The 22,267-nt window shown below is 65.5% G+C and carries 21 protein-coding genes and 1 pseudogene; 7 read left to right on the top strand and 15 right to left on the bottom strand.

Annotated features, from left to right (window positions below; translation table 11 throughout):
* Positions 1 to 3: 3 nt before the first annotated feature.
* The gene (locus VE092_RS10190; RefSeq protein WP_324876320.1) at positions 4 to 891 is read left to right on the top strand and encodes a DMT family transporter; all 888 of its coding nucleotides are present in this window, start codon (positions 4 to 6) and stop codon (positions 889 to 891) included.
* On the opposite strand, the gene VE092_RS10185 is transcribed toward VE092_RS10190, so the two are convergent.
* From VE092_RS10185 to VE092_RS10120, 14 genes are all read right to left on the bottom strand, one after another.
* Entirely contained in the window at positions 892 to 2,010 is a 1,119-nt protein-coding gene (locus VE092_RS10185; RefSeq protein WP_324876318.1) for a GGDEF domain-containing protein, read from the bottom strand. It abuts the gene before it with no gap.
* Between the two features lie 187 nt (positions 2,011 to 2,197).
* Positions 2,198 to 3,106, bottom strand: a complete 909-nt coding sequence (locus VE092_RS10180) for an SAM-dependent methyltransferase (protein WP_324876316.1) — start codon at positions 3,104 to 3,106, stop codon at positions 2,198 to 2,200.
* 230 nt (positions 3,107 to 3,336) lie between these two features.
* Positions 3,337 to 4,125, bottom strand: a complete 789-nt coding sequence (locus tag VE092_RS10175) for an enoyl-CoA hydratase-related protein (protein ID WP_324876314.1) — start codon at positions 4,123 to 4,125, stop codon at positions 3,337 to 3,339.
* Positions 4,125 to 5,330, bottom strand: coding sequence for a 3-oxoadipyl-CoA thiolase (pcaF, locus tag VE092_RS10170; RefSeq protein ID WP_324876312.1), 1,206 nt, complete (start codon positions 5,328 to 5,330; stop codon positions 4,125 to 4,127). The genes VE092_RS10175 and pcaF overlap by 1 nt, the downstream gene beginning before the upstream one ends.
* 36 nt (positions 5,331 to 5,366) lie before the next feature.
* Positions 5,367 to 6,707, bottom strand: coding sequence for a phenylacetate--CoA ligase PaaK (gene paaK / locus VE092_RS10165; protein ID WP_324876310.1), 1,341 nt, complete (start codon positions 6,705 to 6,707; stop codon positions 5,367 to 5,369).
* Between the two features lie 60 nt (positions 6,708 to 6,767).
* Entirely contained in the window at positions 6,768 to 7,262 is a 495-nt protein-coding gene (gene paaI, locus VE092_RS10160; RefSeq protein WP_324876308.1) for a hydroxyphenylacetyl-CoA thioesterase PaaI, read from the bottom strand.
* Positions 7,255 to 8,796 carry a 3-hydroxyacyl-CoA dehydrogenase gene (locus tag VE092_RS10155; protein ID WP_324876306.1) on the bottom strand — a complete coding sequence of 514 codons (1,542 nt, stop codon included), beginning with the start codon at positions 8,794 to 8,796 and terminating at the stop codon, positions 7,255 to 7,257. The genes paaI and VE092_RS10155 overlap by 8 nt, the downstream gene beginning before the upstream one ends.
* A 1-nt stretch (position 8,797) precedes the next feature.
* Complete coding sequence (gene paaG / locus VE092_RS10150; RefSeq protein ID WP_324876303.1) at positions 8,798 to 9,589, bottom strand: 2-(1,2-epoxy-1,2-dihydrophenyl)acetyl-CoA isomerase PaaG; 792 nt, start codon at positions 9,587 to 9,589, stop codon at positions 8,798 to 8,800.
* A 12-nt stretch (positions 9,590 to 9,601) separates the two neighbouring features.
* Positions 9,602 to 10,672, bottom strand: coding sequence for a 1,2-phenylacetyl-CoA epoxidase subunit PaaE (paaE, locus tag VE092_RS10145; protein WP_324876301.1), 1,071 nt, complete (start codon positions 10,670 to 10,672; stop codon positions 9,602 to 9,604).
* A 56-nt stretch (positions 10,673 to 10,728) separates the two neighbouring features.
* A complete protein-coding gene (paaD, locus tag VE092_RS10140) occupies positions 10,729 to 11,289 on the bottom strand; it encodes a 1,2-phenylacetyl-CoA epoxidase subunit PaaD (RefSeq protein WP_414653455.1) in 561 nt (186 codons plus the stop codon).
* The gene (paaC, locus tag VE092_RS10135; RefSeq protein ID WP_324876297.1) at positions 11,283 to 12,035 is read right to left on the bottom strand and encodes a 1,2-phenylacetyl-CoA epoxidase subunit PaaC; all 753 of its coding nucleotides are present in this window, start codon (positions 12,033 to 12,035) and stop codon (positions 11,283 to 11,285) included. The genes paaD and paaC overlap by 7 nt, the downstream gene beginning before the upstream one ends.
* 13 nt (positions 12,036 to 12,048) lie before the next feature.
* On the bottom strand, positions 12,049 to 12,333 hold the full coding sequence (gene paaB, locus VE092_RS10130) for a 1,2-phenylacetyl-CoA epoxidase subunit PaaB (protein ID WP_006461548.1): 285 nt from the start codon (positions 12,331 to 12,333) through the stop codon (positions 12,049 to 12,051).
* Positions 12,334 to 12,426: 93 nt separating this feature from the next.
* A complete protein-coding gene (gene paaA / locus VE092_RS10125) occupies positions 12,427 to 13,413 on the bottom strand; it encodes a 1,2-phenylacetyl-CoA epoxidase subunit PaaA (protein WP_324876294.1) in 987 nt (328 codons plus the stop codon).
* A 143-nt stretch (positions 13,414 to 13,556) separates the two neighbouring features.
* A complete protein-coding gene (locus tag VE092_RS10120) occupies positions 13,557 to 14,159 on the bottom strand; it encodes a phenylacetic acid degradation protein PaaY (protein ID WP_324876292.1) in 603 nt (200 codons plus the stop codon).
* Positions 14,160 to 14,506: 347 nt separating this feature from the next.
* On the opposite strand from VE092_RS10120, the gene VE092_RS10115 reads away from it, so the two are divergent.
* The 6 genes and pseudogenes from VE092_RS10115 to VE092_RS10090 form a co-directional block, all read left to right on the top strand.
* Entirely contained in the window at positions 14,507 to 15,127 is a 621-nt protein-coding gene (locus tag VE092_RS10115; protein WP_324876290.1) for a TetR/AcrR family transcriptional regulator, read from the top strand.
* 71 nt (positions 15,128 to 15,198) lie between these two features.
* Complete coding sequence (locus VE092_RS10110) at positions 15,199 to 16,344, top strand: ABC transporter substrate-binding protein (protein ID WP_324876288.1); 1,146 nt, start codon at positions 15,199 to 15,201, stop codon at positions 16,342 to 16,344.
* A gap of 134 nt (positions 16,345 to 16,478) precedes the next feature.
* Positions 16,479 to 18,542 carry a phenylacetic acid degradation bifunctional protein PaaZ gene (gene paaZ, locus VE092_RS10105; RefSeq protein WP_324876286.1) on the top strand — a complete coding sequence of 688 codons (2,064 nt, stop codon included), beginning with the start codon at positions 16,479 to 16,481 and terminating at the stop codon, positions 18,540 to 18,542.
* Between the two features lie 141 nt (positions 18,543 to 18,683).
* Positions 18,684 to 19,736, top strand: coding sequence for a branched-chain amino acid ABC transporter permease (locus tag VE092_RS10100; RefSeq protein WP_324876284.1), 1,053 nt, complete (start codon positions 18,684 to 18,686; stop codon positions 19,734 to 19,736).
* Between the two features lie 19 nt (positions 19,737 to 19,755).
* The gene (locus VE092_RS10095) at positions 19,756 to 21,546 is read left to right on the top strand and encodes a branched-chain amino acid ABC transporter ATP-binding protein/permease (RefSeq protein ID WP_324876432.1); all 1,791 of its coding nucleotides are present in this window, start codon (positions 19,756 to 19,758) and stop codon (positions 21,544 to 21,546) included.
* 14 nt (positions 21,547 to 21,560) lie between these two features.
* Positions 21,561 to 22,151, top strand: a pseudogene (locus VE092_RS10090) (ABC transporter ATP-binding protein); the annotation flags it as partial.
* A 3-nt stretch (positions 22,152 to 22,154) separates the two neighbouring features.
* Here the strand turns inward: VE092_RS10090 and VE092_RS10085 are convergent.
* Complete coding sequence (locus VE092_RS10085) at positions 22,155 to 22,250, bottom strand: integrase core domain-containing protein (RefSeq protein ID WP_324876430.1); 96 nt, start codon at positions 22,248 to 22,250, stop codon at positions 22,155 to 22,157.
* Positions 22,251 to 22,267 lie beyond the last annotated feature (17 nt).

Below are 22,267 nucleotides of genomic sequence, written 5' to 3'. Positions count from 1 at the left end.
CACATGCACTCACTGCCAAAATCCGCCGTCGCCGCGCTGCTGCTCAACTCCACCATCTGGGGCCTGTCCTGGACCGGCATGCGTGCGCTGGAAGGCATGGGCCTGCATCCGGTGTGGGCCACCGCAGCCATCTTCGGCGCCTGTGCGCTGCTGCTCATGGTCTTGCGCTGGCGTGAGCTGCCGCAACTGTGGCGTCATCCGACGCTGTGGTGCGTGGGCCTGGCCACCGGTCTGACCAACTGTACCTTCAACGTGGCGGTGGCCTATGGCGATGTGGTGCGGGTGATCCTGCTGTTTTATCTGATGCCGATCTGGACCGTGATCCTGGCGCGACTGGTGCTGCACGAAGCCATCACCGCGCGCTCCCTGGCGCGCGTGGCGCTGGGTCTGGGCGGCGCCTTCGTCGTGTTGTACCAGCCCCGCCTGGGTCTGCCCTTGCCGCAGAGCCTGCCGGACTGGATGGCGGTGCTGGCCGGTCTGCTGTTTGCCATCACCAATGTCTTGCTGCGTCGGCTCCAGGGGCTCTCCGATGGCGCCCGCGCCGTCGCCATGCTGGCTGGCAGCGGCCTGCTGGCGGGTCTGCTGGGCCTGGGCCTGTCGCTGGCGGGTGCCATCGCCTGGCCCTGGCAACTGCCGTCGGCCGCCTGGCCGGTGGTGGGGCTGTGGGCGGTGCTGTTCCTGGTGTCCAATCTGAGTCTGCAATATGGCGTGGCGCGCCTGCCGGCCAACATCACGGCCGTGATCATGCTGGCCGAAATCCTGGTGGCCAGCAGCTCAGCCTGGTTGCTGGGAGCGGCCGGCTTGCGTCCGCAGGATGTGGTGGGCGGCATCCTCATCATCGCCGCACCCTGGATCGTGCGCGACCGCCGGCCGGCCGCGCAGCCGGCCTGATCAGTCCGACGCCGCCAGCATCACACGATTGCGGCCGGCCTCCTTGGCCAGGTACAGCGCCTGGTCGGCCGCCTTGAGCATGGCCTGCTTGACTTCCCCGGCCGGACGTCCGCGATCCGGCGGCGACAGTGACGCCGCGCCGATGGAAGCGCTGATCTTCAACGGATCGCGCGAGCCTTCGATCATCACCCCCCGGCTGCAGATGCCGGCGCGGATGCGCTCGGCGATGCGCGCCGCATCGTCGCGCGTGGCATGCGTGAGCAGCACCACGAATTCCTCGCCGCCGAAACGGCCCAGCGCATCCGACAGGCGCAGCTCCTTCTTGATCCGCGCCGCCACTTCGCGCAACACGTCGTCGCCGCTCTGGTGGCCGAACTGGTCATTGACCCGCTTGAAATGGTCGATGTCGATGAACAGGCAGGACAGGGCCGAGCGATCGCGCTGGCTGCGCGCCACTTCTTCCTGCATGCGCTGTTCGATGTAGCGGCGGTTGTTCACCCCGGTCAGCGGATCGGTCAGGCCGATATGCTTGAGGCGTTCGTTGTTGATGACGTTTTCCAGGCACACCGCGGCGATGGTGGCCAGGCGTTCGATGAAATCGGTGGCCAGCGAGCGCGTGAAACGCTCGCCATAGGCACTGCCCAGCGAGAGATAGCCCAGCAGCCGGTGCTGGCGCACCAGCGGCAGCACCGCCACGCTGACCGGCTCGTAATGCGGGAACAGCGGCCCATGCAGCGCGGCCACGTATTCGCCCAGGCGCGGCTTGTCCTCTGGCAGTGCATGCTGGTCATCAATGAAGGCCAGCGGCTGCGACAGGAACAGCAGCTTGGGGAATTCGTTGACGCCGATCTGCAGGTCACGCAGGATGCGCTGGATCGCATAGTCACCATCGATCAGCGACAGGGTCACGGTCTCCAGGCTGAAGACGCCCGGCATCACCGTGAGCATGACTTCGATCAGCTCTCGGAATTCGCTGGCGCCGATCAGCTTGAGGTCGAAGGCCTGATGCCGTTCGATGATGGACTGGTTGATGTGCGCCTGTTGCAGCAGCTCCTGCAGTTCGGCCCGCAGTTGTTCGTTGTCGGCAATCAGTGATTCCATAGCGATGGTGGATCTCATGTGCTCATCTGCATTTTCCGGCGCCCGGCCGGCCCCTTGCCCTGGCCGGTCGCCCGGCCTCCCAGCGGCCGGTTGCGCTTGTGGCGGCCGGCCTTGCTCTCATGCAATATATCGACAGCATTGGCGCCGGCTTGACGCCGACGCACCTGATTTTTACCAGCAAGAAACGTTCCCGTCCGCGCGCGGCTCAGGCCGCCTGCGGCGCGAAGAAGCGCGTCCCCATCTCTTCCAGTCCCAGCGTACGCAACACTTCCTGCAGGCGCTCGGCCGGACGGCGGCGCGGCAGGTCGCGGTATTGCGCGATGATCAGTTCATTCTTCATCGAGTGTTCCCAGCCCACCAGCTCGGTCACGCTGACCTTGTAGCCATGCGCCTCCAGCTGCAGGCAGCGCAGCACATTGGTGACCTGGCTGCCGAATTCGCGGGTATGCAAGGGATGGCGCCAGATTTCGGTGAGCGAATTGGCCAGCGACTTGCCCTTGTTGCGGTTCAGTACCGACGCTACCTCGGCCTGGCAGCACGGCACCAGCACGATGAAGCGCGCCTGCTTGGCCAGCGCGAAATGGATGGCGTCGTCGGTGGCGGTATCGCAGGCATGCAGGGCGGTGACCACGTCGATCCGTTCCGGCAGACTGGGCGAGCGGATCGAATCGGCCACCGACAGGTTGAGGAAGGACATGCCGCCAAAGCCCAGGCGCGCCGCCAGTTCCTCGGACTTGCGCACCAGTTCCTCGCGGGTCTCGATGCCGTAGATGCGCGGCGCACCGGCCAGCGCCTTGAAGAACAGGTCGTACAGGATGAAACCCAGATAGGACTTGCCCGCGCCATGGTCCACCAGGCTCACGTCGGGATGGTCATCCAGGACTTCCTGCAGCAGCGGTTCGATGAACTGGTAGAGGTGATAGACCTGCTTGAGCTTGCGGCGGCTGTCCTGGTTCAGCTTGCCGTCGCGGGTGAGGATGTGCAGTTCCTTCAACAGTTCGATGGACTGGCCGGGACGGATCTCGTGCGCCTGCGGCGCAGTGTCGGCGGCAACGGCGGCAGGTTTGCCACGGCTCTTGCTGCGGCCGCGGGCGCTGGGGGCTTGCTTGCTCATGGTGCTGCACTGGCGAAGGGCCGGCGTGGAACCGGCGGGTTGGTATCGGGGCGAGGCGCGGCGCGCGGATGCAGGTGCAAGCTTGGATGCAATTGCCGCTGCGCGTTCAGGGCCTGCCGTGGCCGGGCATTTTACCCGATCCCGATGGCAAGCTCGTGAAGTGTGGCCGCCGCGCCAGTCCTGTTGCCAGGCTGCAAACATCGGACCCGACGCGCTGGGCCGAGCCTGCTTCAGCGTCCGCTGAACACGGCGGCGCGTTTCTGCAGGAAGGCGGCGATGCCTTCCTGACGGTCGGCGCTGGCAGCCATCAGGGCAAAGGACTTGCGCTCGAACAGCAGACCCGCCTCCAGTCCCAGCTCGAAGGATTGCAGCATCGCTTCCTTGGCCAGGCGCACCGCCAGCGGTGACTTCTGCGCAATGGTGGTGGCCAGCGCCAGCGCGCGTCCCAGGGTGTCCTCGTCTTCCGTCACCTCGGCCACCAGCCCGGCGCGCAGCGCTTCTTCGGCAACGATGAATTCGCCCGAGAGCACCATCTTCATCGCGAGCGGCTTGCCCACCGTGCGGATCAGACGCTGTGTGCCGCCGGCGCCGGGCAGGGTGCCGAGATTGATTTCCGGTTGCCCGATCCGTGCGCTGCGACCTGCGATGACGATATCGGCCTGCATCAGCAGTTCGCAGCCCGCCCCCAGCGCATAGCCGTTCACGGCCGCCAGCAGCGGTTTGGGAAAGCGCGCGATGGCGCGCCAGTACTGGGTGCGTATATCGAGCTGGGTGGCGACGGCATCCTTGTGGATCATCTCGTTGAGATCGGCGCCGGCCGCGAAGACCTGCTCGCTGCCGCTGATGACCACCGTCCGTACACTGTCGTCGCTCTCGGCGCGCGCCAGTTCACTGGCGATCTCCAGTAGGCTCTGGTTGCGCAGGGCATTGCGCAGCGCCGGCCGGTTCAGGCGCAGATGCAGGACATGCGCCCCATGACGCGCCACCTGGATGTCTTCGCGTTCCGCTTGAGTGGTCATCACGTCAGCCTCTCGATCACCAGTGCGATCCCTTGCCCCACGCCGATGCACATGGTGCAAAGCGCATAGCGCCCCCGGCTGCGTTCCAGCTGGTGGAGCGCCGTGGTCACCAGCCGTGCGCCGGAAGCCCCCAGCGGATGGCCGATGGCAATCGCGCCGCCATTCGGATTGACGTGCGCCGCATCGTCCGGCAAGCCCAGCTCGCGCAGCACTGCCAGGCCTTGCGCGGCAAAGGCTTCGTTCAGTTCGATCACATCCATCTGCGCCAGGCTCAGGCCGATCTGGGCCAGCACCTTGCGCACCGCCGGAGCCGGGCCGAAGCCCATGATGCGCGGGGCTACGCCAGCCGCGGCCATGCCCAGCACCCGCGCGCGCGGCGTCAGACCGTAGCGCCCGGCCGCCGCAGGCGAGGCCAGCAGCAAGGCGCAGGCGCCGTCATTGACACCGGAGGCATTGCCCGCCGTCACCGTGCCGTCGGGCCGCACCACACCCAGCAGCCGGGACAACGTGGCCAGGGTGGTATCGGGGCGCGGATGTTCGTCGGTGCTGATGATGAGGGGATCGCCCTTTTTCTGCCGGATCGCCAGCGGCACGATCTCGCCGGCGAAGAAGCCGGCCTGCTGCGCGGCCGCCCAGCGCTGCTGGCTGCGCAGCGCGAAGGCGTCCTGATCGGCGCGACTGATGTTGAAATCGGTGGCGACGTTCTCGGCCGTTTCCGGCATGGAATCGATGCCGTACAGCGCCTTCATCGCCGGATTGACGAAGCGCCAGCCGATGGTGGTGTCGAAGATCGCGGCGTCGCGCGAGAAGGCCGAGCCGGCCTTGCCCATCACGAAGGGCGCGCGCGTCATGCTCTCCACGCCGCCGGCAATCAGCAGCTGCACTTCGCCCGATTTGATGGCGCGCGCGGCCATGCCCACCGCATCCAGGCTGGAGCCGCACAGGCGGTTGAGGGTGGTGCCCGGCGCCTCGATGGGCAGACCCGCCAGCAGGCCCGCCATGCGCGCCACGTTGCGGTTGTCCTCGCCGGCCTGGTTGGCGCAGCCGTAGAAGATGTCATCGAGGTGGCGCCAGTCCACGCCCGGGTTGCGTTCCATCAGGCCGCGAATCGGCGCAGCCGCCAGGTCGTCGGTGCGCATCGTGCCCAGTGCGCCGCCATAGCGGCCGAAGGGCGTACGGATGGCGTCGCAGATCAATGCTTCCATGTGGTGGTCTTTCTGTGAGGGAGGAGCGGTGCAGCCTCAGGCCGGGATGGCCGAGCTGCCGGGAGTGTCCGCCTTCTTGCGGTTGTCGATCACGCGCCTGGCCTTGCCCACCGAGCTGCGCTCGATCATGCCGGCCGGCACCACGGTGACCTTGGTGGAAATGCCCACGTAGGTCTTGATGCTGTGCTGCAGTTCCTTCTCCAGCGCCTCCACATGTTCGGTGGAGGCGTCTTCGCGCAGTTCGGCGAACACGCACATGCTGTCCATGTGACCATGGCGCTCGATCTGCAGCTGGTATTGCGGTGCCAGTTGCGGCAGCTTCAGGATCAGTTCCTCGATCTGGGTCGGGAACACGTTCACCCCGCGGATGATGAGCATGTCATCCGAACGCCCGGTGATCTTGCCGATGCGGCGCATGGAGCGCGAAGTCGGCGGCAGCAGGCGCGTCAGGTCGCGGGTGCGGTAGCGGATCATGGGCAGGGCCTCCTTCGACAGCGAGGTAAAGACCAGTTCGCCCTCCTCGCCATCGGGCAGCACCTCGCCGGTATCGGGATCGATGATTTCCGGATAGAAGTGGTCTTCCCAGATCACCGGGCCATCCTTGCTCTCGATGCATTCGCTGGCCACGCCCGGGCCCATCACTTCGGACAGGCCATAGATATCCACCGCGTCGATCCCGGCGCGCTGCTGGATTTCTTCGCGCATGGCATCGGTCCAGGGCTCGGCGCCGAAGATGCCGACCCGCAGCGAGCTGGCAGCCGGGTCCAGTCCCTGGCGCTGGAATTCCTCGATCACGTTGAGCATGTAGGAGGGCGTGACCATGATGATGCCGGGCTTGAAGTCGCGGATCAGCTGCACCTGCTTCTCGGTCTGGCCGCCCGACATGGGGATGACGGTGCAGCCCAGTTTTTCCGCTCCGTAGTGGGCACCCAGGCCGCCCGTGAACAAGCCGTAGCCATAGGATATCTGCACGATGTCACCACGCCGTCCGCCAGCTGCCCGGATCGAGCGCGCCACCACGGTGGCCCAGGTATCGATGTCGTTACGCGTATAGCCGACCACCGTGGGCTTGCCGGTGGTGCCGCTGGAGGCATGTACCCGCACCACCTGCTCGCGCGGCACGGCGAACAGGCCGAAGGGATAGTGGTCGCGCAGATCCTTCTTGCTGGTGAAGGGAAAACGCCACAGGTCGGACAGACTCTTGAGATCGTCCGGATGCACGCCGGCCTGGTCGAAGGCATTGCGATAGTGCGGCACGTTGACGTAGGCATGCCTGAGCGACCACTTCAAGCGTTTCAGTTGCAAGGCCTGCAGTTCGTCTCGGCTGGCGGTCTCGATGGCGTCCAGTTCGCCGGGTTGGGGATTGCGGGTGGTCATGCTCGTCTCCAGTCTCGTTGTGGTCTTGTTCAGGTTGTTCTGGTTCGGGTGGTGCGGGGCTCAGGACGCCGCGTGCAGGCCGGCGATGACTTCTCCCTTGATGCGATAGGACTTGCCCCGGAACAGGGCAACCAGCTTGTTGTCCTGGTTGCGCACGGTGATGTCGTACACCCCGGTGCGCCCGGCCAGGGCGGCCTCCTGCGCCTCGGCGGTGAGTACGTCGTTGCGGAAGGCCGGCGCCACGTAATCGATGCTGCAGCCCGATGCCACGGTGTTGAGGTTACGGCTGTTGCAGGCGAACGCAAAGCAGCTGTCGGCCAGCGCGAAGATGAAGCCGCCATGGCAGGTGGCGTGCCCATTGAGCATGTCGCTGCGCACCAGCATGCTCATGCGCGCCCGGCCCGGCGCGATCTCCAGGATCTTCATGCCCAGCGCCTGGGAGGCGTGGTCGCGCGGGTACATGGCCCGCACCGTGGCCTCGGCCAGGGCCTGGGCTTCCAGCGCGGTGGCGGGTGCGGCAGATACCGCAGACACGGGGGATGTGGTCTCATTCATGGAATTTCCTCTTGGCGGCCTGCAGGCGCTGCAGCAGCGGCGAGACGCGATAGCGGTCTTCACCATAGGTGGCGCTGAGCTGGCGCAGCACATTGGCCACGGTATTGATGCCGATCGTATTGGCCCAGGCCAGCGGGCCACGCGGATAGTTGACGCCCTTCTGCATCGCCATGTCGGCATCGGCGGCGCTGCACACGCCCTGGTTGACCGCATCGGCGGCTTCGTTGATCAGCATGCAGACCGTCCGCATGACGATCAGTCCCGGCACATCGGCCACCGGCGAGATTTCGAAGCCGCAGGCCTGCAATACTCCGACCACCATTTCGTAGGCACGCGGGCGACACTGGTCGGCCTTGGTCAGCGCCAGCCGGGTGGCACTGGCATAGTCCAGCGCCAGGTCTACCAGCGCCAGGTCGGGCATGTCGTAATCGTAGGAATGCTGGGTCGCGGTGCGGCCCTCGGTCACGTACAGCCGGCAGGGCCCGGCCTTCATCAGCAGGTTGTCGGTGCGCCACGGGTGATACTCGACGCGTCCCTTCTTGTAGCGCGCGCGGATGACTTCCACCAGCGGATGTGTGCCGAACAGCTGCAGCGGCACGGGCGGCGTGCCGCAAGGCGGTTCGGTCTCCACCAGCGGCGGCGCCTGATTCTGGTCATAGCGATAGAAGCCGCGCCCGCTCTTGCGTCCGAGATGGCCGGCTTGCACCAGCTCCTGCTGGATCAGCGAGGGCGTGAAGCGTGGATCATTGAAAAAGGCCTGGAATACCGATTGCGTGACTGCGAAGTTGACGTCATGTCCGATCAGGTCCATCAACTCGAACGGCCCCATGCGAAAGCCACCGGCTTCGCGCATCACGGCATCGACGGTGGCTGGCTGCGCACCGCGCTCGTTGAGGATGCGCAGGCCTTCGGCGTAGTACGGCCGGGCCAGCCGGTTGACGATGAAGCCCGGGGTGGAACTGGCGAATACCGGCACCTTGCCCCAGGCTGCCGCGGTGTCATATGCGCATTGCGCCACCACGGCATCGCTGCTCAGGCCCCGTACGATCTCCACCAGCGCCATCTGCGGCACCGGGTTGAAGAAATGCATGCCCACCAGGCGCTGCGGCTGGCGCAGCGACGCGGCGATGCGCGTGATGGAGAGGGACGAAGTATTGCTGGCAAGGATACAGTGGGCGGCGACGATGGATTCCAGCTGCTCGAACAGCTGCTGCTTGGCCGACAGCTGCTCGACGATGGCCTCCACCACCAGGGCGGCACAGGACAAGGCCTTGAGCGAACCGGCCGCCGACAGGCGGTCACTGGCCGCCTGCGCCAGTTCCTCGCTGATCTTGCCGCGGGTGGCCAGGCGGTCGAGTTCGGCGCGGATGGTGGCGATGGCCTTGATCGCGGCACCATCGTAGCTGTCATAGAGCAGTACCGGATGGCCGGCGATGGCGGCGACCTGGGCGATGCCGGCGCCCATGGTCCCGCTGCCGATCACGGCCACCACGGCGGTGGCGGGCAGGGCGCGCGAGAGGGGAACGGAGTTCATCTCATTCTCCCGTGAAGTGGGGTGAGCGTTTTTCCAGGAAGGCTGCCACGCCTTCGCTGTAATCGCGGGTGTAACCGAGGGTGCGCATGAGGTTGCCCTCCAGCTCCAGTTGCTGCGCCAGCGTATGCGCCGGGCTGCTGTACAGGGCGGCCTTGGTCGCGGCCAGGCCGCGCGTGGGGGCGGTCGCGAAACGGCGCGCCAGAGCGTAGGCTTGCTCCATCAGTTGGGCATCGTCCACGCACTTCCAGATCAGGCCCCACTGCTCGGCCTGCTCGGCGCTGATCTTGTCGCCCAGCAGCGCCATGCCCATGGCGCGCGCGGTCCCGACCAGGCGCGGCAGGAAATAGGTGCCGCCGGTATCGGGGATCAGGCCTAGCCGGCAGAAGGCTTCGATGAAGCTGGCCGAACGCGCCGCCAGCACGATGTCGCAGGCCAGCGGCAGGTTGGCGCCCGCGCCAGCGGCCACGCCGTTGACTGCGCAGATCACCGGGAAGGGCAGGGCGCGCAAGACCTTGACCAGCGGACCGTAGAAGCGCTCGATGGACTGCCCCAGATCGGCCGGGGCACCGTCCGGACTGACCGCGCGGTCCGCCAGATCCTGCCCGGCGCAGAAGCCGCGCCCGGCGCCGGTAAGCAACAGCACGCGTACCCCGGGATCGTCCAGCAGGCCGGTGAGCGCCTGGTACAGCTGCTGGTGCATGGTCTCGGTGAAGCAGTTGAGCCGCTCGGGGCGGTTGAGGGTGATGACGGCGATGCCGTCCTTGCATTCGTACAGGATGGATGGGGCGTTCATGGTCGGGCCGCCTCAGTTGTCCTGGTCGAAGTCCAGTAGCAGCTTGTCGCTGACCGGGAAGGACTGGCAGCTGAGGACGAAACCGCGCGCGATCTCATAGTCTTCCAGCGCATAGTTGGCATCCATGTCGAGCTTGCCCTCCACCAGCTTGCAGCGGCAGGTGGCGCATACGCCGCCCTTGCAGGAGTGGCGCAGGTCGATGCCGTTCTTCAGGCCCGCTTCCAGCACCGACTCCTTCTCCTTTTCCATGGTGAAGACATTGTGGGTGCCGTCCACGATCACCGTCACCTCGCACTGGCTGCTGCCGATCACCGGGCGTGCTGCGTGGTTGCGCGCCGGCACGCTGGCGGCGAACAGCTCGGTCTTGATCTGCGACTTTGGCAGGCCGTGCGCCTGCAGCGATTGGCCGATGGCGTCCACCATCTGCTGCGGGCCGCACAGGAAGGCTGCATCGATATCCTCCAGCCTGATCCAGGACGCCAGGAAGGCATCGCACTTGGCGCGGTCGATGCGGCCATTGAACAGTTCCACATCCTGTTGCTCGCGGCTCATCACATAGACCAGGTTCAGGCGATCCAGGTAGCTATCCTTGAGGTCGGTGAGTTCATCCCTGAAGATCACCGAGGACGAGGCCCGGTTGGCATAGACCAGCGTGAACCGGCTGTGCGGTTCGGTCAGCAGGGTGGACTTGATGATGGACATCATCGGCGTGATGCCGCTGCCGGCGGCGAAGGCCAGGTAGTGCTTGCGGTTGGCCGCATCCAGCGGCACATTGAACTGCCCCATGGGCGGCATGACCTCGATCTGCTGGCCGGCCTGCAGGTGGTCATTGGCCCAGTTGGAGAACAGCCCGCCCGGCGCGCGCTTGATGGCCACCCGCAGGCGCCTTTCCTGCACGGCCGAACAGATCGAGTAGGAGCGGCGCAGCTCCTCGCCATTGACCTGCGAGCGCAGCGTCAGATGCTGGCCCGGCAGATAGGAAAAGCTGTCCTGCAATTCAGCCGGAACGTCGAAGGAGACCACGATGGTGTCGCGCGTATCCTGCTTCACGCTGTCGATGGTCAGTGGATAGAATTTGCTCATGTTGTTGTGCCTTGTGTCATGTTCTGGGAGGGGCGGGTGCCACGCTGCGGCCTGCTTCAGTGGGCCTTGAAATAGTCGAATGGCTCGCGGCAGTCCTTGCACTGGTACAGCGCCTTGCACGAGGTCGAACCGAACTGGCTCACGCACACGGTCTGCGTCGAGCCGCAGTGCGGGCAGGGCACTTTCGGCGCGGCATGACGCTGCGGGCTGATACCGCCGATGTCGATCACCTGTTGCGCCGGCGGGGCAATGCCGTAGTGGTTCAGGTTGCGGCGGCCTTTTTCGCTCATCCAGTCGGTGTTCCACGCAGGCGCCAGTTGGGTGCGCACACTGACGTGCGGCACCCCGTGCTGCCGCAGTGTGCTCACGATGTCTGCGGCGATCACGCCCATGGCCGGGCAGCCGGAGTAGGTGGGCGTGATCACCACCGTGCAGAGCATCTGCTGCGCCGGGTCGTGCCGCAACTCCACTGCCCGTACGATGCCCAGATCGACTACCGAGATCGCCGGGATCTCGGGATCGGCGATCTGGTCCAGCCATTGCCAGATGCGCACTTGCAGCGCTTCCAGGTCGCTCTGCGCCTGCGCGGGCGGGGTTGCCGGACTCACGCTCACCACGCCGCGCCGGGATAGCTGCGTTGCAGGAACTGCATTTCCGCCAGCAGGTAGCCGAGATGTTCGGTATGGCGGCCCTGCTTGCCACCGCTCTGCATCCACAGACCGGCCGCAGGAATGCGCAGGGTGGCCAGCTGCAGGACTTCGGTCACATGCTGCTGCCACTTCTGCTGCAGTTCATCCAGGGCAGGCGCCAGACCCTGTTGCTGCATCGCCGTGTCCAGCGCATCGGGCGTGAACAGTTCGCCGGTGTACATCCACAAGTTGTCGATGGCGGCCTGCATGCGGTGGTGGCTCTCTTCGGTGCCGTCACCCAGGCGGATGATCAGGTCCGTGCTACGGCGCACGTGGTAGGTCACTTCCTTCAAGCATTTCTGGGCGATCTCGACGATGCGGGCATCGTCGGACTGGCACAGGCCCTGCAGCAGGAAGTAGTGCCACACATCGAACAGGAACTGGCGTGCCAGCGTATCGGCATAGCTGCCATTGGGCAGCTCCACCAGCAGCAGGTTGTGGAACTGGTGGGCGTCGCGCAGGAAGGCCAGCTGGTCTTCGCTGCGGCCCTGTCCCTCCAGCTCGCCGGCGTAGCTCAGCCACAGGCGGGCCTGGCCGATCAGGTCCAGCGAGACATTGATCAGGGCCATGTCCTCTTCCAGCGCCGGCCCCTTGCCACACCATTCGGAGAGGCGTTGCGAGAGCACCAGGACGTTGTCGCCCAGGCGTCGCACGTAATCGGTTTTGCTTGTCATGTCGGGCTCCGGTTCAGAGGTTCTTCAGTTCGGCCGGCATGGGGAAGAAGGTCGGGTGGCGATAGACCTTGCTGTTGGACGGCTCGAACAGCGGCGCCTTGTCACCCGGGCTGGACGAGACGATATCGGCAGCGCGCACCACCCAGATGCCCACGCCTTCGTTGCGGCGGGTGTAGACATCGCGGGCATTGTTGATGGCCATCTCGCCATCGGGGGCATGCAGGCTGCCGACGTGTTTATGGGCCAGACCGTGCTGGCTGCGGATGAAGACTTCCCAGAGAGGCCATTCCTTGCTCATGATCGATTTCCTTGTTGGCGGGCCGCGCAGGGAGCGGCCACTGGCATTGTTGTGAATTGAAGCGAAAGGGATTGAAATTGGACAACCGGCGGATCAGGCGGCCTTCCGGCTGGCCTGCTTGTCGGCGTGCGCCACCAGGGCATCGCGGAACCAGGCGCCGTCCTCGTAGGCGCGCTTGCGGGTGGACAGGCGCTCGCGGTTGCAGGGGCCGTTGCCGCGCACGACGTTGTGGAATTCGTCCCAGTCGATCTGGCCGAAGTCGTAGCGACCGCGTTCTTCGTTCCACTTCAGGTCGGGGTCAGGCACGGTCAGGCCCAGGTATTCGATCTGCGGAATGGTCTGGTCGACCATGCGCTGGCGCAGTTCGTCGTTGGAGAACAGCTTGATGCGCCACTGCATCGATTGCGCGCTGTGCACCGACGTCGCATCGGACGGACCGAACATCATCAGCGCCGGCCACCACCAGCGGTTCAGCGCATCCTGCGCCATCTGCTTCTGCTCGGGGGTGCCACGACACAGGGCCAGCATGATGTCGTAGCCCTGGCGGGCGTGGAAGGATTCTTCCTTGCACACCCGCACCATGGCACGCGAGTAGGGCCCGAAGGAACAACGGCACAGCGGAATCTGGTTGATGATCGCCGAGCCATCCACCAGCCAGCCGATGGCACCCATGTCGGCCCAGTTCAGGGCGGGGTAGTTGAAGATGCTGGAATACTTGGCACGACCGGCGTGCAGCTCGGCCAGCAGGTCCTCGCGCGAGACGCCCAGCGTTTCGGCGGCGCTGTAGAGGTACAGGCCGTGACCGGCCTCGTCCTGGATCTTGGCCAGCAGGATGGCCTTGCGCTGCAGGGTCGGCGCGCGCGTGACCCAGTTGCCCTCGGGCAGCTGGCCGACGATTTCCGAATGCGCGTGCTGCGAGATCTGGCGGATCAGGGTCTTGCGATACGCCTCCGGCATCCAGTCCTTGGGCTCGATCTTGACGCCCGCATCGATACGCGCCTGGAACGCCAGTTCTTCCGGCGACATCTCTTCGACCTGACGGACCTTGCTCAGGCCGGTGTCTACCATCTGTGCATACATGGTGCTTCTCCATCAAAGGGTTGCACGCTGAGCGACGGGCGAACGAGGTCCTGACCGCATCGGCCCGCTTCAGGTGAGTGAAACTGAAAAACTGAAACTGCTAAAAAGACAACCGGCAAACCGGACAAGCGCGTACCGCGCCGCTACGCCCGCCTGGCGGCGATCAGGGCTTGCACGTGCGGTGCCGCCGGTGCCGGACGGTTTTCCTCGATCGCGCCCAGCGGGCTGACCTCGCGCAGACTGCGCAGGCTGCGCCGGGCCAGGTCGTGATAGGTACGGGTACCGGCCTGTTTCCAGGTGATTTCTTCGGGCGTCAGTTCGCGCACCACCCTGGCCGGGACACCGGCCACCAGCGTGCGCGGGGTCACCTGCATGCCGGCCCGCACGAAGGCACAGGCCGCCACGATGGCCTGCTCGCCCACCACCGCCTCATCCATCACCACCGCATTCATGCCCACCAGCGCATCGCGGCGCACGGTGCAGCTGTGCAGTACCGCGCCGTGGCCGATATGGCCGTTCTCTTCCACCACGGTCGCGTGACCGGGAAAACCGTGGATCACGCAGGTGTCCTGCACGTTGGCGCCGCGCTCCAGCACGATGCGACCGAAGTCGCCGCGCAGGCAGGCCGCCGGGCCGACATAGCAATCCGGACCGACGATGACGTCGCCGATCAGCACCGCCGTGGGATGGACATAGGCGTGCGGATCAACCACCGGGATCACGCCTTCGATCGAATAGCAGGGCACCGCGTCTCCTTGCGCAGCCGCCCTGGTCGGGCGTGCCGCCTGATTGTTGCAGCGTTGCAGACACTGTTTTTGCGCTGGCCGGAGGCCGGAAAAAAGCATTTGCCTGTCGCTGATTTTTAGGGAATAATAATTTCGACCGACCGGTTGGTCAATAATGTTTTGAGGATTTTTTCCTGACCTCCCCGGGGCAGCGCAGGACCGGCAGCCCGCGAAGGGCAGGGAGACGGGAACACCCGGAGGCGGAGCAGGCGGCAGCGATGGCGGCGGATGTGGCGCGGATGTTTCGTAAGAGTTTTGATTTACGGCACAATCATGACTTTACGGAAATATCGAAGAAGGACGCACTTATGCCACGCAAGCGTGCAGCGGGATACGACAACCAGCGCGAGACGATCATTGAGCAGGCGGCAGCCTTGTTCGCGCGCAATGGCTTCGTCGGCACATCGATGAATGAGGTGGCGCTGGCATGCGGGCTGTCCAAGGCCTCGCTGTACCACTACTTCACCGACAAGCACCAGCTGCTGATGACCATCTGCGAGAGTCATATCGATCGCCTGTGCAGCCTGGTGGACGACGTGGCGCAGCAGGAACTGGCGCCGGAACCGCGTCTGCGACTGCTGGTGCAGCGCTTCGTGGAGGAATATCGGGACGCCCAGAACGAGCACCGGGTACTGACCGAGGATGTGCGCTTCCTGGAAGCGGACGACCAGAAACGCATCCTGGGTGGCGAACGCAAGGTGGTGCAGGCGGTGGCCGATGCCATGTGCGCGGTGCGCCCGGAGCTGGATCGCAGTCGCATGGCCAAGCCGCTGGCCATGTTGCTGTTCGGCATGATCAACTGGATGTTCATGTGGCTCAAGCCCGATGGCGAGCTGACCCATGAACGCATGGCGGTGGTCGTGTCGGATCTGTTGTTCGGCGGTATCGGTGCCGTGGGCCTGGACGGCGCCGCCAGGAAGAAACGATGACGTGAGTCCCTGACCGGTAGCGTCATTGCAGGCATGCAGCACCACAATGACAACACCACCAAGGAGACTCCATGCACTTTGTCCGACCTCTGCTCGCGCTGGCCCTGGCCGGCTGCGCGCTCGCTGCCCGCGCCGACGTCAACGTCGGTGTCACCGTCTCGACCACCGGCCCGGCCGCTTCGCTGGGCATCCCCGAAAAGAACACCATCGCGTTGCTGCCGACCACTATCGCCGGCCAGAAGATCAACTACGTCGTCCTCGACGATGCCTCCGACACCACACAGGCTGTCAAGAACGCCCGGCGCTTCGTCAGCGAAAACAATGTCGATGTCATCGTCGGTTCCTCGGTCAGTCCCAATTCCATTTCCATGACCGAAGTGGCGGCCGAGGCGCAGACCCCGATGATCTCGCTGGCCGCCGCCGCCCGCATCGTGGAGCCCATGGATGCGAAAAGGAAATGGGTCTTCAAGACGCCACAGAACGACATCATGATGTCCCTGGCCATCGCCCGTGACATGGTAGCGCGCGGTTACCGGCGCATCGCCTTCATCGGTTATGCCAATGCCTATGGCGAGGGCTGGTACGAGGAATTCAGGAAGGCCGCCGGCATCAAGAAACTGGAACTGGTGGCCAACGAACGCTTCGCGCCCACCGACACCTCGGCGACCGCGCAGGCGCTGAAACTGGTGGCGGCCAAGCCTGACGCCATCCTCATCGCGGCTTCCGGTACGCCAGCGGTGGTGCCGCAGCGCGCCTTGAAGGAACGCGGCTTCAAGGGCCAGATCTACCAGACCCACGGTGTGGCCAATGCCGACTTCCTGCGCCTGGGCGGGAAGATGCTCGACGGCACGCTGCTGCCGGCCGGCCCCGTGCTGGTGGCCGCGCAACTGCCGGCCACCAATCCCATCCGCAAGGTGGCGCTGGACTACACCGCCCGCTACGAAGCGGCGCACGGCAAGGACAGCGTCTCGCTCTTCGGCGGCTACGCCTGGGATGCCGGTGTGCTGCTGCAGGCGGCCATTCCCGTAGCACTCAAGCACGCCAAACCGGGCAGCTCTGAATTCCGCGCCGCCCTGCGCGACGCCCTGGAAGCGACCCGCGAGGTCACCGGTGTGCACGGCATCTACAACATGTCAGCTACCGATCACCTGGGGCTGGACCAGCGGGCTACCGTGATGGTCAAGATCGTGGACGGTGCCTGGCAATACCAGCCCTGAGTCCCGCTACCCCCTGAGCCGGGTGAGGCCGCGTCGCTCCGCCTGGTGCCGCGCCCGCCGCATCCGCTATCACTCACCGCGTACCCCTGGCACAGCTCCGGGGTGGTGCGCCTACCCGCATACAGGAGTTTCCGATGACCGTCCGTCCCCCCCTGCTACAGAGTTTCATCGCCGGCCGCTGGTTCGGCGAAAGTCCGGCCCAAGCGCTGCACAGCGCGGTCAACGGCCGCACCGTCGCCAGCACCCACTATGAGGCCATCGATTTCGGCGAAGCGCTGCAACACGCCCGCCGCCACGGCCTGCCCGCGCTGATGGCGCTGGACTTTCAGCAGCGCGCTGCGATCCTCAAGGCGCTGGCCAAATACCTGATGGCGCACAAGGAAAGCCTGTACGCCGTCTCCGCCCATACCGGTGCCACCCGCGCCGACAGCTGGATCGACATCGAGGGCGGCGGTGGCACGCTGTTTGCCTATGCCAGCATCGGCGCCAACGAGTTCCCGTCCTCCAACCTGGTCCACGAAGGCCCGGCCCTGTCGCTGGGCAAGCAGGGCCGCTTTGCCGGCAGCCACATCCTGGTGCCGCGCGGCGGCGTGGCGGTGCACATCAATGCCTTCAACTTCCCGGTCTGGGGCATGCTGGAGAAATTCGCTCCCACCTTCCTGGCCGGCATGCCCTGCATCGTCAAGCCAGCCACCGCCACCAGCTACCTGGCCGAGGCGGTGGTGCGCCTGATCCAGCAATCGGGCCTGTTGCCCGTGGGCAGCCTGCAACTGGTCATCGGCAGTACCGGCGACCTGCTGGAGCGTCTGCAGGTGCAGGACGTGGTGACCTTCACCGGCTCGGCCGACACTGCAGCCCGGCTGCGCGCCCATCCCCATCTGATCGCCAATTCCATTCCCTTCAATGCCGAGGCCGATTCGCTGAACTGCGCCATCCTCGGCCCCGATGTCACCCCCGACGATGAAGAGTTCGATCTGTTCGTCAAGGAAGTGGCGCGCGAGATGAGCACCAAGGCCGGCCAGAAATGCACCGCCATCCGGCGCGCCATCGTGCCGCGTCAGCAGGTCGATGCCGTGGCTGAACGGCTGGCGGCGCGGTTGCGCCAGATCGTGGTCGGCGACCCGGCGCTGGAGTCGGTGCGCATGGGGCCGCTGGCTTCCCGCGACCAGCAGCGCGATGTCGAGCAACGGTTGGCGCTGTTGCAGCAGGGCGCGGACATTCTGCTCGGTGCCGGCACGGCATTCCAGCCGCAGGGCGAGGGTGTGGCCGAGGGCGCCTTCTTCGCGCCGACCCTGCTGCTGGCGCGCGACACCGCCGCCGGCAGCCCGGTGCATGAAGTCGAGGCCTTTGGCCCGGTCAGCACCCTGTTGCCCTACGACGACCTGGACGAAGCCCTGGCCCTGGCCGCCCGGGGACGCGGCAGCCTGGTGGCCAGCCTGGTCACGCGCACACCCGCCGTGGCGGCACGTGTCATTCCTGCGGCCGCCGCCTGGCATGGCCGCCTGCTGGTGCTGGATCGCGAATCGGCGCCGGAATCCACCGGCCATGGATCACCCCTGCCGCAGCTCAAGCACGGCGGCCCCGGTCGTGCCGGCGGCGGCGAAGAACTGGGCGGGGCGCGGGCGGTCAAGCATTACCTGCAGCGTAGTGCGGTGCAGGGTTCGCCCACCATGCTGGCAGCGGTGGTCGGCGAGCATGTGCGCGGCGCCCAAGTCCGTGAATCGGACATCCACCCCTTCCGTCACTATTTCGAAGACCTGCAGATCGGCGATTCGCTGAGCACCCATCGACGCACCGTCACCGAGGCCGACATCGTGAATTTCGGCTGTCTTTCCGGCGATCATTTCTACATGCACTTCGACGAGATCGCCGCGCGCCAGTCGCCCTTCGGCAAGCGCATTGCGCACGGTTATTTCGTGCTCTCGGCAGCGGCCGGCCTGTTCGTCTCGCCCGCACCCGGGCCGGTGCTGGCCAACTACGGGCTGGACACACTGCGCTTCGTCAAACCGGTGGGCATCGGCGACACCATCTGCGCGCGCCTGACCTGCAAGCGCAAGATCGACCGCAACAGGACGGACGCCAACGGGCAGGGCCAGGGTGTGGTGGCCTGGGATGTCGAGGTCAGCAACCAGGATGACGAGCTGGTCGCGTCCTACGACATCCTGACCCTGGTGGCCAAGCGACCGGTGGTCGCATAGTCATATGACTGAACGGCCGGATGCCGGAAGTCATCGATTGCGTAAATGATATAAAAAATATAAACGGCTCGACGGAGTCGGAGACCTGCCCGGCCAGCCGCAGCCCGAACTGCGACGCCCGGGCAGAACAGGAGGAGACAAATGGATGCAAGCATATTGACCGTGCTGGTGCAGGACGGCATCACCACCGGTGCCATCTATGCGCTGTTGTCGCTGGCGCTGGTGCTGGTGTTTTCGGTGACTAGGGTGATCTTCCTGCCGCAGGGTGAGTTCGTCGCCTTCGGCGCCTTGACGCTGGCGGCGATCCAGAACGGCCAGGCCCCCGGCACAGCCTTGCTGTTGCTGGCACTGGGCGGCGTGACGCTGGCTGTGGAAGCCGTCAGTGCCTTACGCCTGCCGCAATCGCGTGCGCGCCTGCGGCGACGCTGGCCCTGGATGCTGGCCACGCAGGTACTGATGCCGCTGCTGGTGCTCGCAATCACCCGTTACATCGACCTGCAGATACTGGCCATGCCGCTGCAGATCCTGCTGGCACTGCTCATCGTGGTGCCGATGGGGCCGATGATCTATCGCGTGGCCTACCAGCCGCTGGCGCATTCCAGCGTGCTGGTGCTGCTGATCGTGTCCCTGGGCGTGCATCTGGCAATGGTCGGGCTGGGGCTCTTGATGTTCGGGCCGGAAGGCAGCAACACCCGGCCCTTCACCGATCTGCAGTTCAACCTGGGCGAGAGTCCCGTTTCGGGACAGAGCGTGATCGTACTGGTGACGGTGGCGGCGCTGATCGCGCTGATCTATCTCTTCTTCGAACGTACGCTCACCGGCAAGGCCTTGCGTGCCACCGCCGTCAACCGGCTCGGCGCCAGGCTGGTGGGTGTGGGTATCAACCAGGCCGGCAAGCTGTCCTTTGCGATGGCGGCCGGCATCGGTGCGCTGTGCGGCATCCTGATCGCGCCTTTCACCATCGTCAATTACGAATCGGGGTTCATCATCGCCCTGAAAGGCTTCGTCGGCGCCATCTTCGGCGGACTGGCCAGCTATCCGCTGGCGGCACTGGGTGCGGTCTCCGTGGGCCTGGTCGAGAGCTTTTCCTCGTTCTGGGCCAGCTCGTTCAAGGAATTGATCGTCTTCACGGTCATCCTGCCCATCCTGCGGTGGCGCTCACTGACCAGCCACCACATCGACGAAGAAGCCTGAGGTCTCCACCATGCCATCCATGCCATCCTTCATGCACCATCGCGCCGCTTTGCCGGCGCTGTTCTTCGCCATCGTGCTGGCCCTGCCGCAGTTGGGCCTGCCGCCGTTCTGGGTGACCCTGCTGTCCTATGTCGGGCTGTATGCCATCGTCGCCCTGGGGCTGGTCTTGCTGACCGGCGTGGCCGGCCTGATCTCGTTCGGGCAGGCCGCCTTCGTCGGTATCGGCGCCTACACCACCGCCTATCTCACCACCCAATTCGGCCTCTCGCCCTGGGTCGGCCTGTTGGCCGGCATCGCCCTGACCGCCTGCTCGGCGCTGGTGATCGGCGCGCTGACCATGCGCATTTCCGGCCACTATCTCCCCTTGTCCACGATTGCCTGGGGGCTGTCGCTGTACTACCTGTTCGGCAATCTGGAGATGCTGGGCAAGCATGACGGCATCAATGGCATCCCCGCCATCAGCATCGGCAGCTTCGAGTTCGGCAACGGTGGCTCGATGTATCTGTTGATCTGGGGCGTGGTGATGCTGGCGCTGGGTTCGGTCGTCAACTTCCTCGACTCGCGCGCCGGTCGTGCGGTGCGGGCGCTCAAATATGGGTATGTCATGCCCGAGGCCATGGGTGTGGATACCGCCCGCCTGAAGATCGTCATCTTCGTCTATGCTGCCGTACTGGCGGGCATTTCGGGCTGGCTCTACGCGCATCTGCAACTGGCGGTCAATCCCACGCCCTTCGGACTGAAATACGGCATCGACTACCTGTTGATGGTGGTGGTGGGCGGTGCCGGCCATGTCTGGGGTGCGCTGCTGGGCGCGGGATTGCTGGCGGTGTTGAGCAACTTCCTGCAGGAGTGGCTGCCGGGCCTGTTGGGGAGCGGCGGCAACTTCGAAGCCATCGTCTTCGGCATTGCCCTGGTGATCTTCCTGCAGTTCGCCAACGAAGGCCTGTGGCCGCGCCTGCAGGCGCGCTTCGGCCAGCGCCGGGTGCACAGTTTGCGGACAGGTGGCGCGCCGCTGGCGCAGTTGCCCAAGCCGCAGCGGGGGGAAGTCATCCTGCAGGTCGAATCGGCCCGCAAGCAGTTCGGCGGACTGGTGGCGGTCAACGATGTCAGCTTCGCGGTCAAGGCTGGCGAGATCGTCGGCCTGATCGGGCCGAACGGTGCCGGCAAGTCGACCACCTTCAACCTCGTGACCGGTGTGTTGTCGATCACCAGCGGCAAGCTCGACTATCGCGGCCAGTCATTGGCGGGATTGTCGTCACGCGAGATCTGCAGCCGCGGCATCGCCCGCACCTTCCAGCATGTACGCCTGGTGCCGGGCATGAGCGTGCTGGAGAACGCTGCCATGGGGGCCTTCCGTCGGGGTGAACATGCCCCGCAGCGCGGCATCCTCGCCAGTCTGGTGCGCGCCAATGCGTCCGAGGAGGCGCGCATCCTGCAGGAAGCCCGCCACCAGCTGGAGCGCGTCGGCCTGGGCAACATGCTGGACCGGCCTGCCGGCAGCCTGGCGCTGGGCCAGCAGCGCATCCTCGAAATCGCCCGCGCACTCTGTTGCGACCCGGCGCTGCTCCTGCTGGACGAACCCGCCGCCGGCCTGCGCCTGAAGGAGAAGCAAGCTTTGGCAGCCCTGCTGGACAAGCTGCGCGGCGAAGGCATGGCGGTGCTGCTGGTGGAGCATGACATGGACTTCGTCATGCAATTGACCGACCACATCGTGGTCATGGAATTCGGCACCAAGATTGCCGAGGGCACACCGGCACAGATCCAGGTCCACCCGGCCGTGCTGGAAGCCTATCTCGGAGGAGCCCAATGATGCCCGCCGTCACCATGAGCCTGCCGCTGCAGGAGCAGGCTGAAGTACGCACTGCCGTTGCCCCGGTCCTGCTGGAGGTCAGTGGCCTCTCGGCCCGTTACGGCAAGGTCGCCGCGCTGGCCGATGCCACGCTGTCCCTGCGTGCCGGCCAGATCGTCACCGTCATCGGCCCCAACGGCGCCGGCAAGTCCACCCTGCTCAACGCCATGATGGGCGCGCTGCCCACGGGCGCCACGGCCAGTGGCAGGATCGTCTTCCAGGGCGAGGATGTGGGACGGATGGAGATCGAAGAGCGCGTCGCACGCGGCCTCTCGCTGGTGCCGGAAAAGCGCGAACTGTTTGCCAACATGACGGTGGAAGACAACCTGCTGCTGGGGGCCTACAAGCGTCGTCGCCATGGTGAAGCGGGCTATCTGGATCAGCAGGATTTTGTGTACACCCTGTTCCCGCGCCTGAAGGAACGCCGCAAGCAGGCCGCCGGCACGCTCTCCGGCGGAGAACGCCAGATGCTCGCGGTAGGCCGAGCATTGATGGCCAAGCCGCAGGTGTTGATGCTGGATGAGCCCAGCCTGGGCCTGGCTGTAATGACCCAGCCAAACCTGCTCACCTCAAGCAGCTAAAGCAAACGCCTCAGCCGGTGTCTTCATCCCCAGCGCCTGATGCGGCCGGCGGTGGTTATAGAAGCCGATCCAGTCACCAATGATGCGACTGGCGTGCTGCA

It is taken from the genome of Herbaspirillum sp. (assembly GCF_035644555.1).
In the GTDB taxonomy this organism is placed as follows: domain Bacteria; phylum Pseudomonadota; class Gammaproteobacteria; order Burkholderiales; family Burkholderiaceae_D; genus Herbaspirillum.
Note: the sequence above shows the minus strand (reverse complement) of the source record. Positions and strands in the feature narration are given on the sequence as shown.

Excerpts from the sequence above, each read along its gene's own strand:
- paaA (WP_324876294.1), bottom strand. The coding sequence starts at position 13,413 with ATGTATGCACAGATGGTAGACACCGGCCTGAGCAAGGTCCGTCAGGTC.
- VE092_RS10095 (WP_324876432.1), top strand. The coding sequence starts at position 19,756 with ATGCCATCCTTCATGCACCATCGCGCCGCTTTGCCGGCGCTGTTCTTC.
- VE092_RS10100 (WP_324876284.1), top strand. The coding sequence starts at position 18,684 with ATGGATGCAAGCATATTGACCGTGCTGGTGCAGGACGGCATCACCACC.
- VE092_RS10115 (WP_324876290.1), top strand. The coding sequence starts at position 14,507 with ATGCCACGCAAGCGTGCAGCGGGATACGACAACCAGCGCGAGACGATC.
- paaG (WP_324876303.1), bottom strand. The coding sequence starts at position 9,589 with ATGAACGCCCCATCCATCCTGTACGAATGCAAGGACGGCATCGCCGTC.
- paaK (WP_324876310.1), bottom strand. The coding sequence starts at position 6,707 with ATGACCACCCGCAATCCCCAACCCGGCGAACTGGACGCCATCGAGACC.
- paaC (WP_324876297.1), bottom strand. The coding sequence starts at position 12,035 with ATGACAAGCAAAACCGATTACGTGCGACGCCTGGGCGACAACGTCCTG.
- VE092_RS10190 (WP_324876320.1), top strand. The coding sequence starts at position 4 with ATGCACTCACTGCCAAAATCCGCCGTCGCCGCGCTGCTGCTCAACTCC.
- paaI (WP_324876308.1), bottom strand. The coding sequence starts at position 7,262 with ATGAATGAGACCACATCCCCCGTGTCTGCGGTATCTGCCGCACCCGCC.
- pcaF (WP_324876312.1), bottom strand. The coding sequence starts at position 5,330 with ATGGAAGCATTGATCTGCGACGCCATCCGTACGCCCTTCGGCCGCTAT.
- paaZ (WP_324876286.1), top strand. The coding sequence starts at position 16,479 with ATGACCGTCCGTCCCCCCCTGCTACAGAGTTTCATCGCCGGCCGCTGG.
- VE092_RS10175 (WP_324876314.1), bottom strand. The coding sequence starts at position 4,125 with ATGACCACTCAAGCGGAACGCGAAGACATCCAGGTGGCGCGTCATGGG.
- VE092_RS10180 (WP_324876316.1), bottom strand. The coding sequence starts at position 3,106 with ATGAGCAAGCAAGCCCCCAGCGCCCGCGGCCGCAGCAAGAGCCGTGGC.
- VE092_RS10155 (WP_324876306.1), bottom strand. The coding sequence starts at position 8,796 with ATGAACTCCGTTCCCCTCTCGCGCGCCCTGCCCGCCACCGCCGTGGTG.
- VE092_RS10110 (WP_324876288.1), top strand. The coding sequence starts at position 15,199 with ATGCACTTTGTCCGACCTCTGCTCGCGCTGGCCCTGGCCGGCTGCGCG.
- VE092_RS10185 (WP_324876318.1), bottom strand. The coding sequence starts at position 2,010 with ATGAGATCCACCATCGCTATGGAATCACTGATTGCCGACAACGAACAA.
- paaE (WP_324876301.1), bottom strand. The coding sequence starts at position 10,672 with ATGAGCAAATTCTATCCACTGACCATCGACAGCGTGAAGCAGGATACG.
- paaB (WP_006461548.1), bottom strand. The coding sequence starts at position 12,333 with ATGAGCAAGGAATGGCCTCTCTGGGAAGTCTTCATCCGCAGCCAGCAC.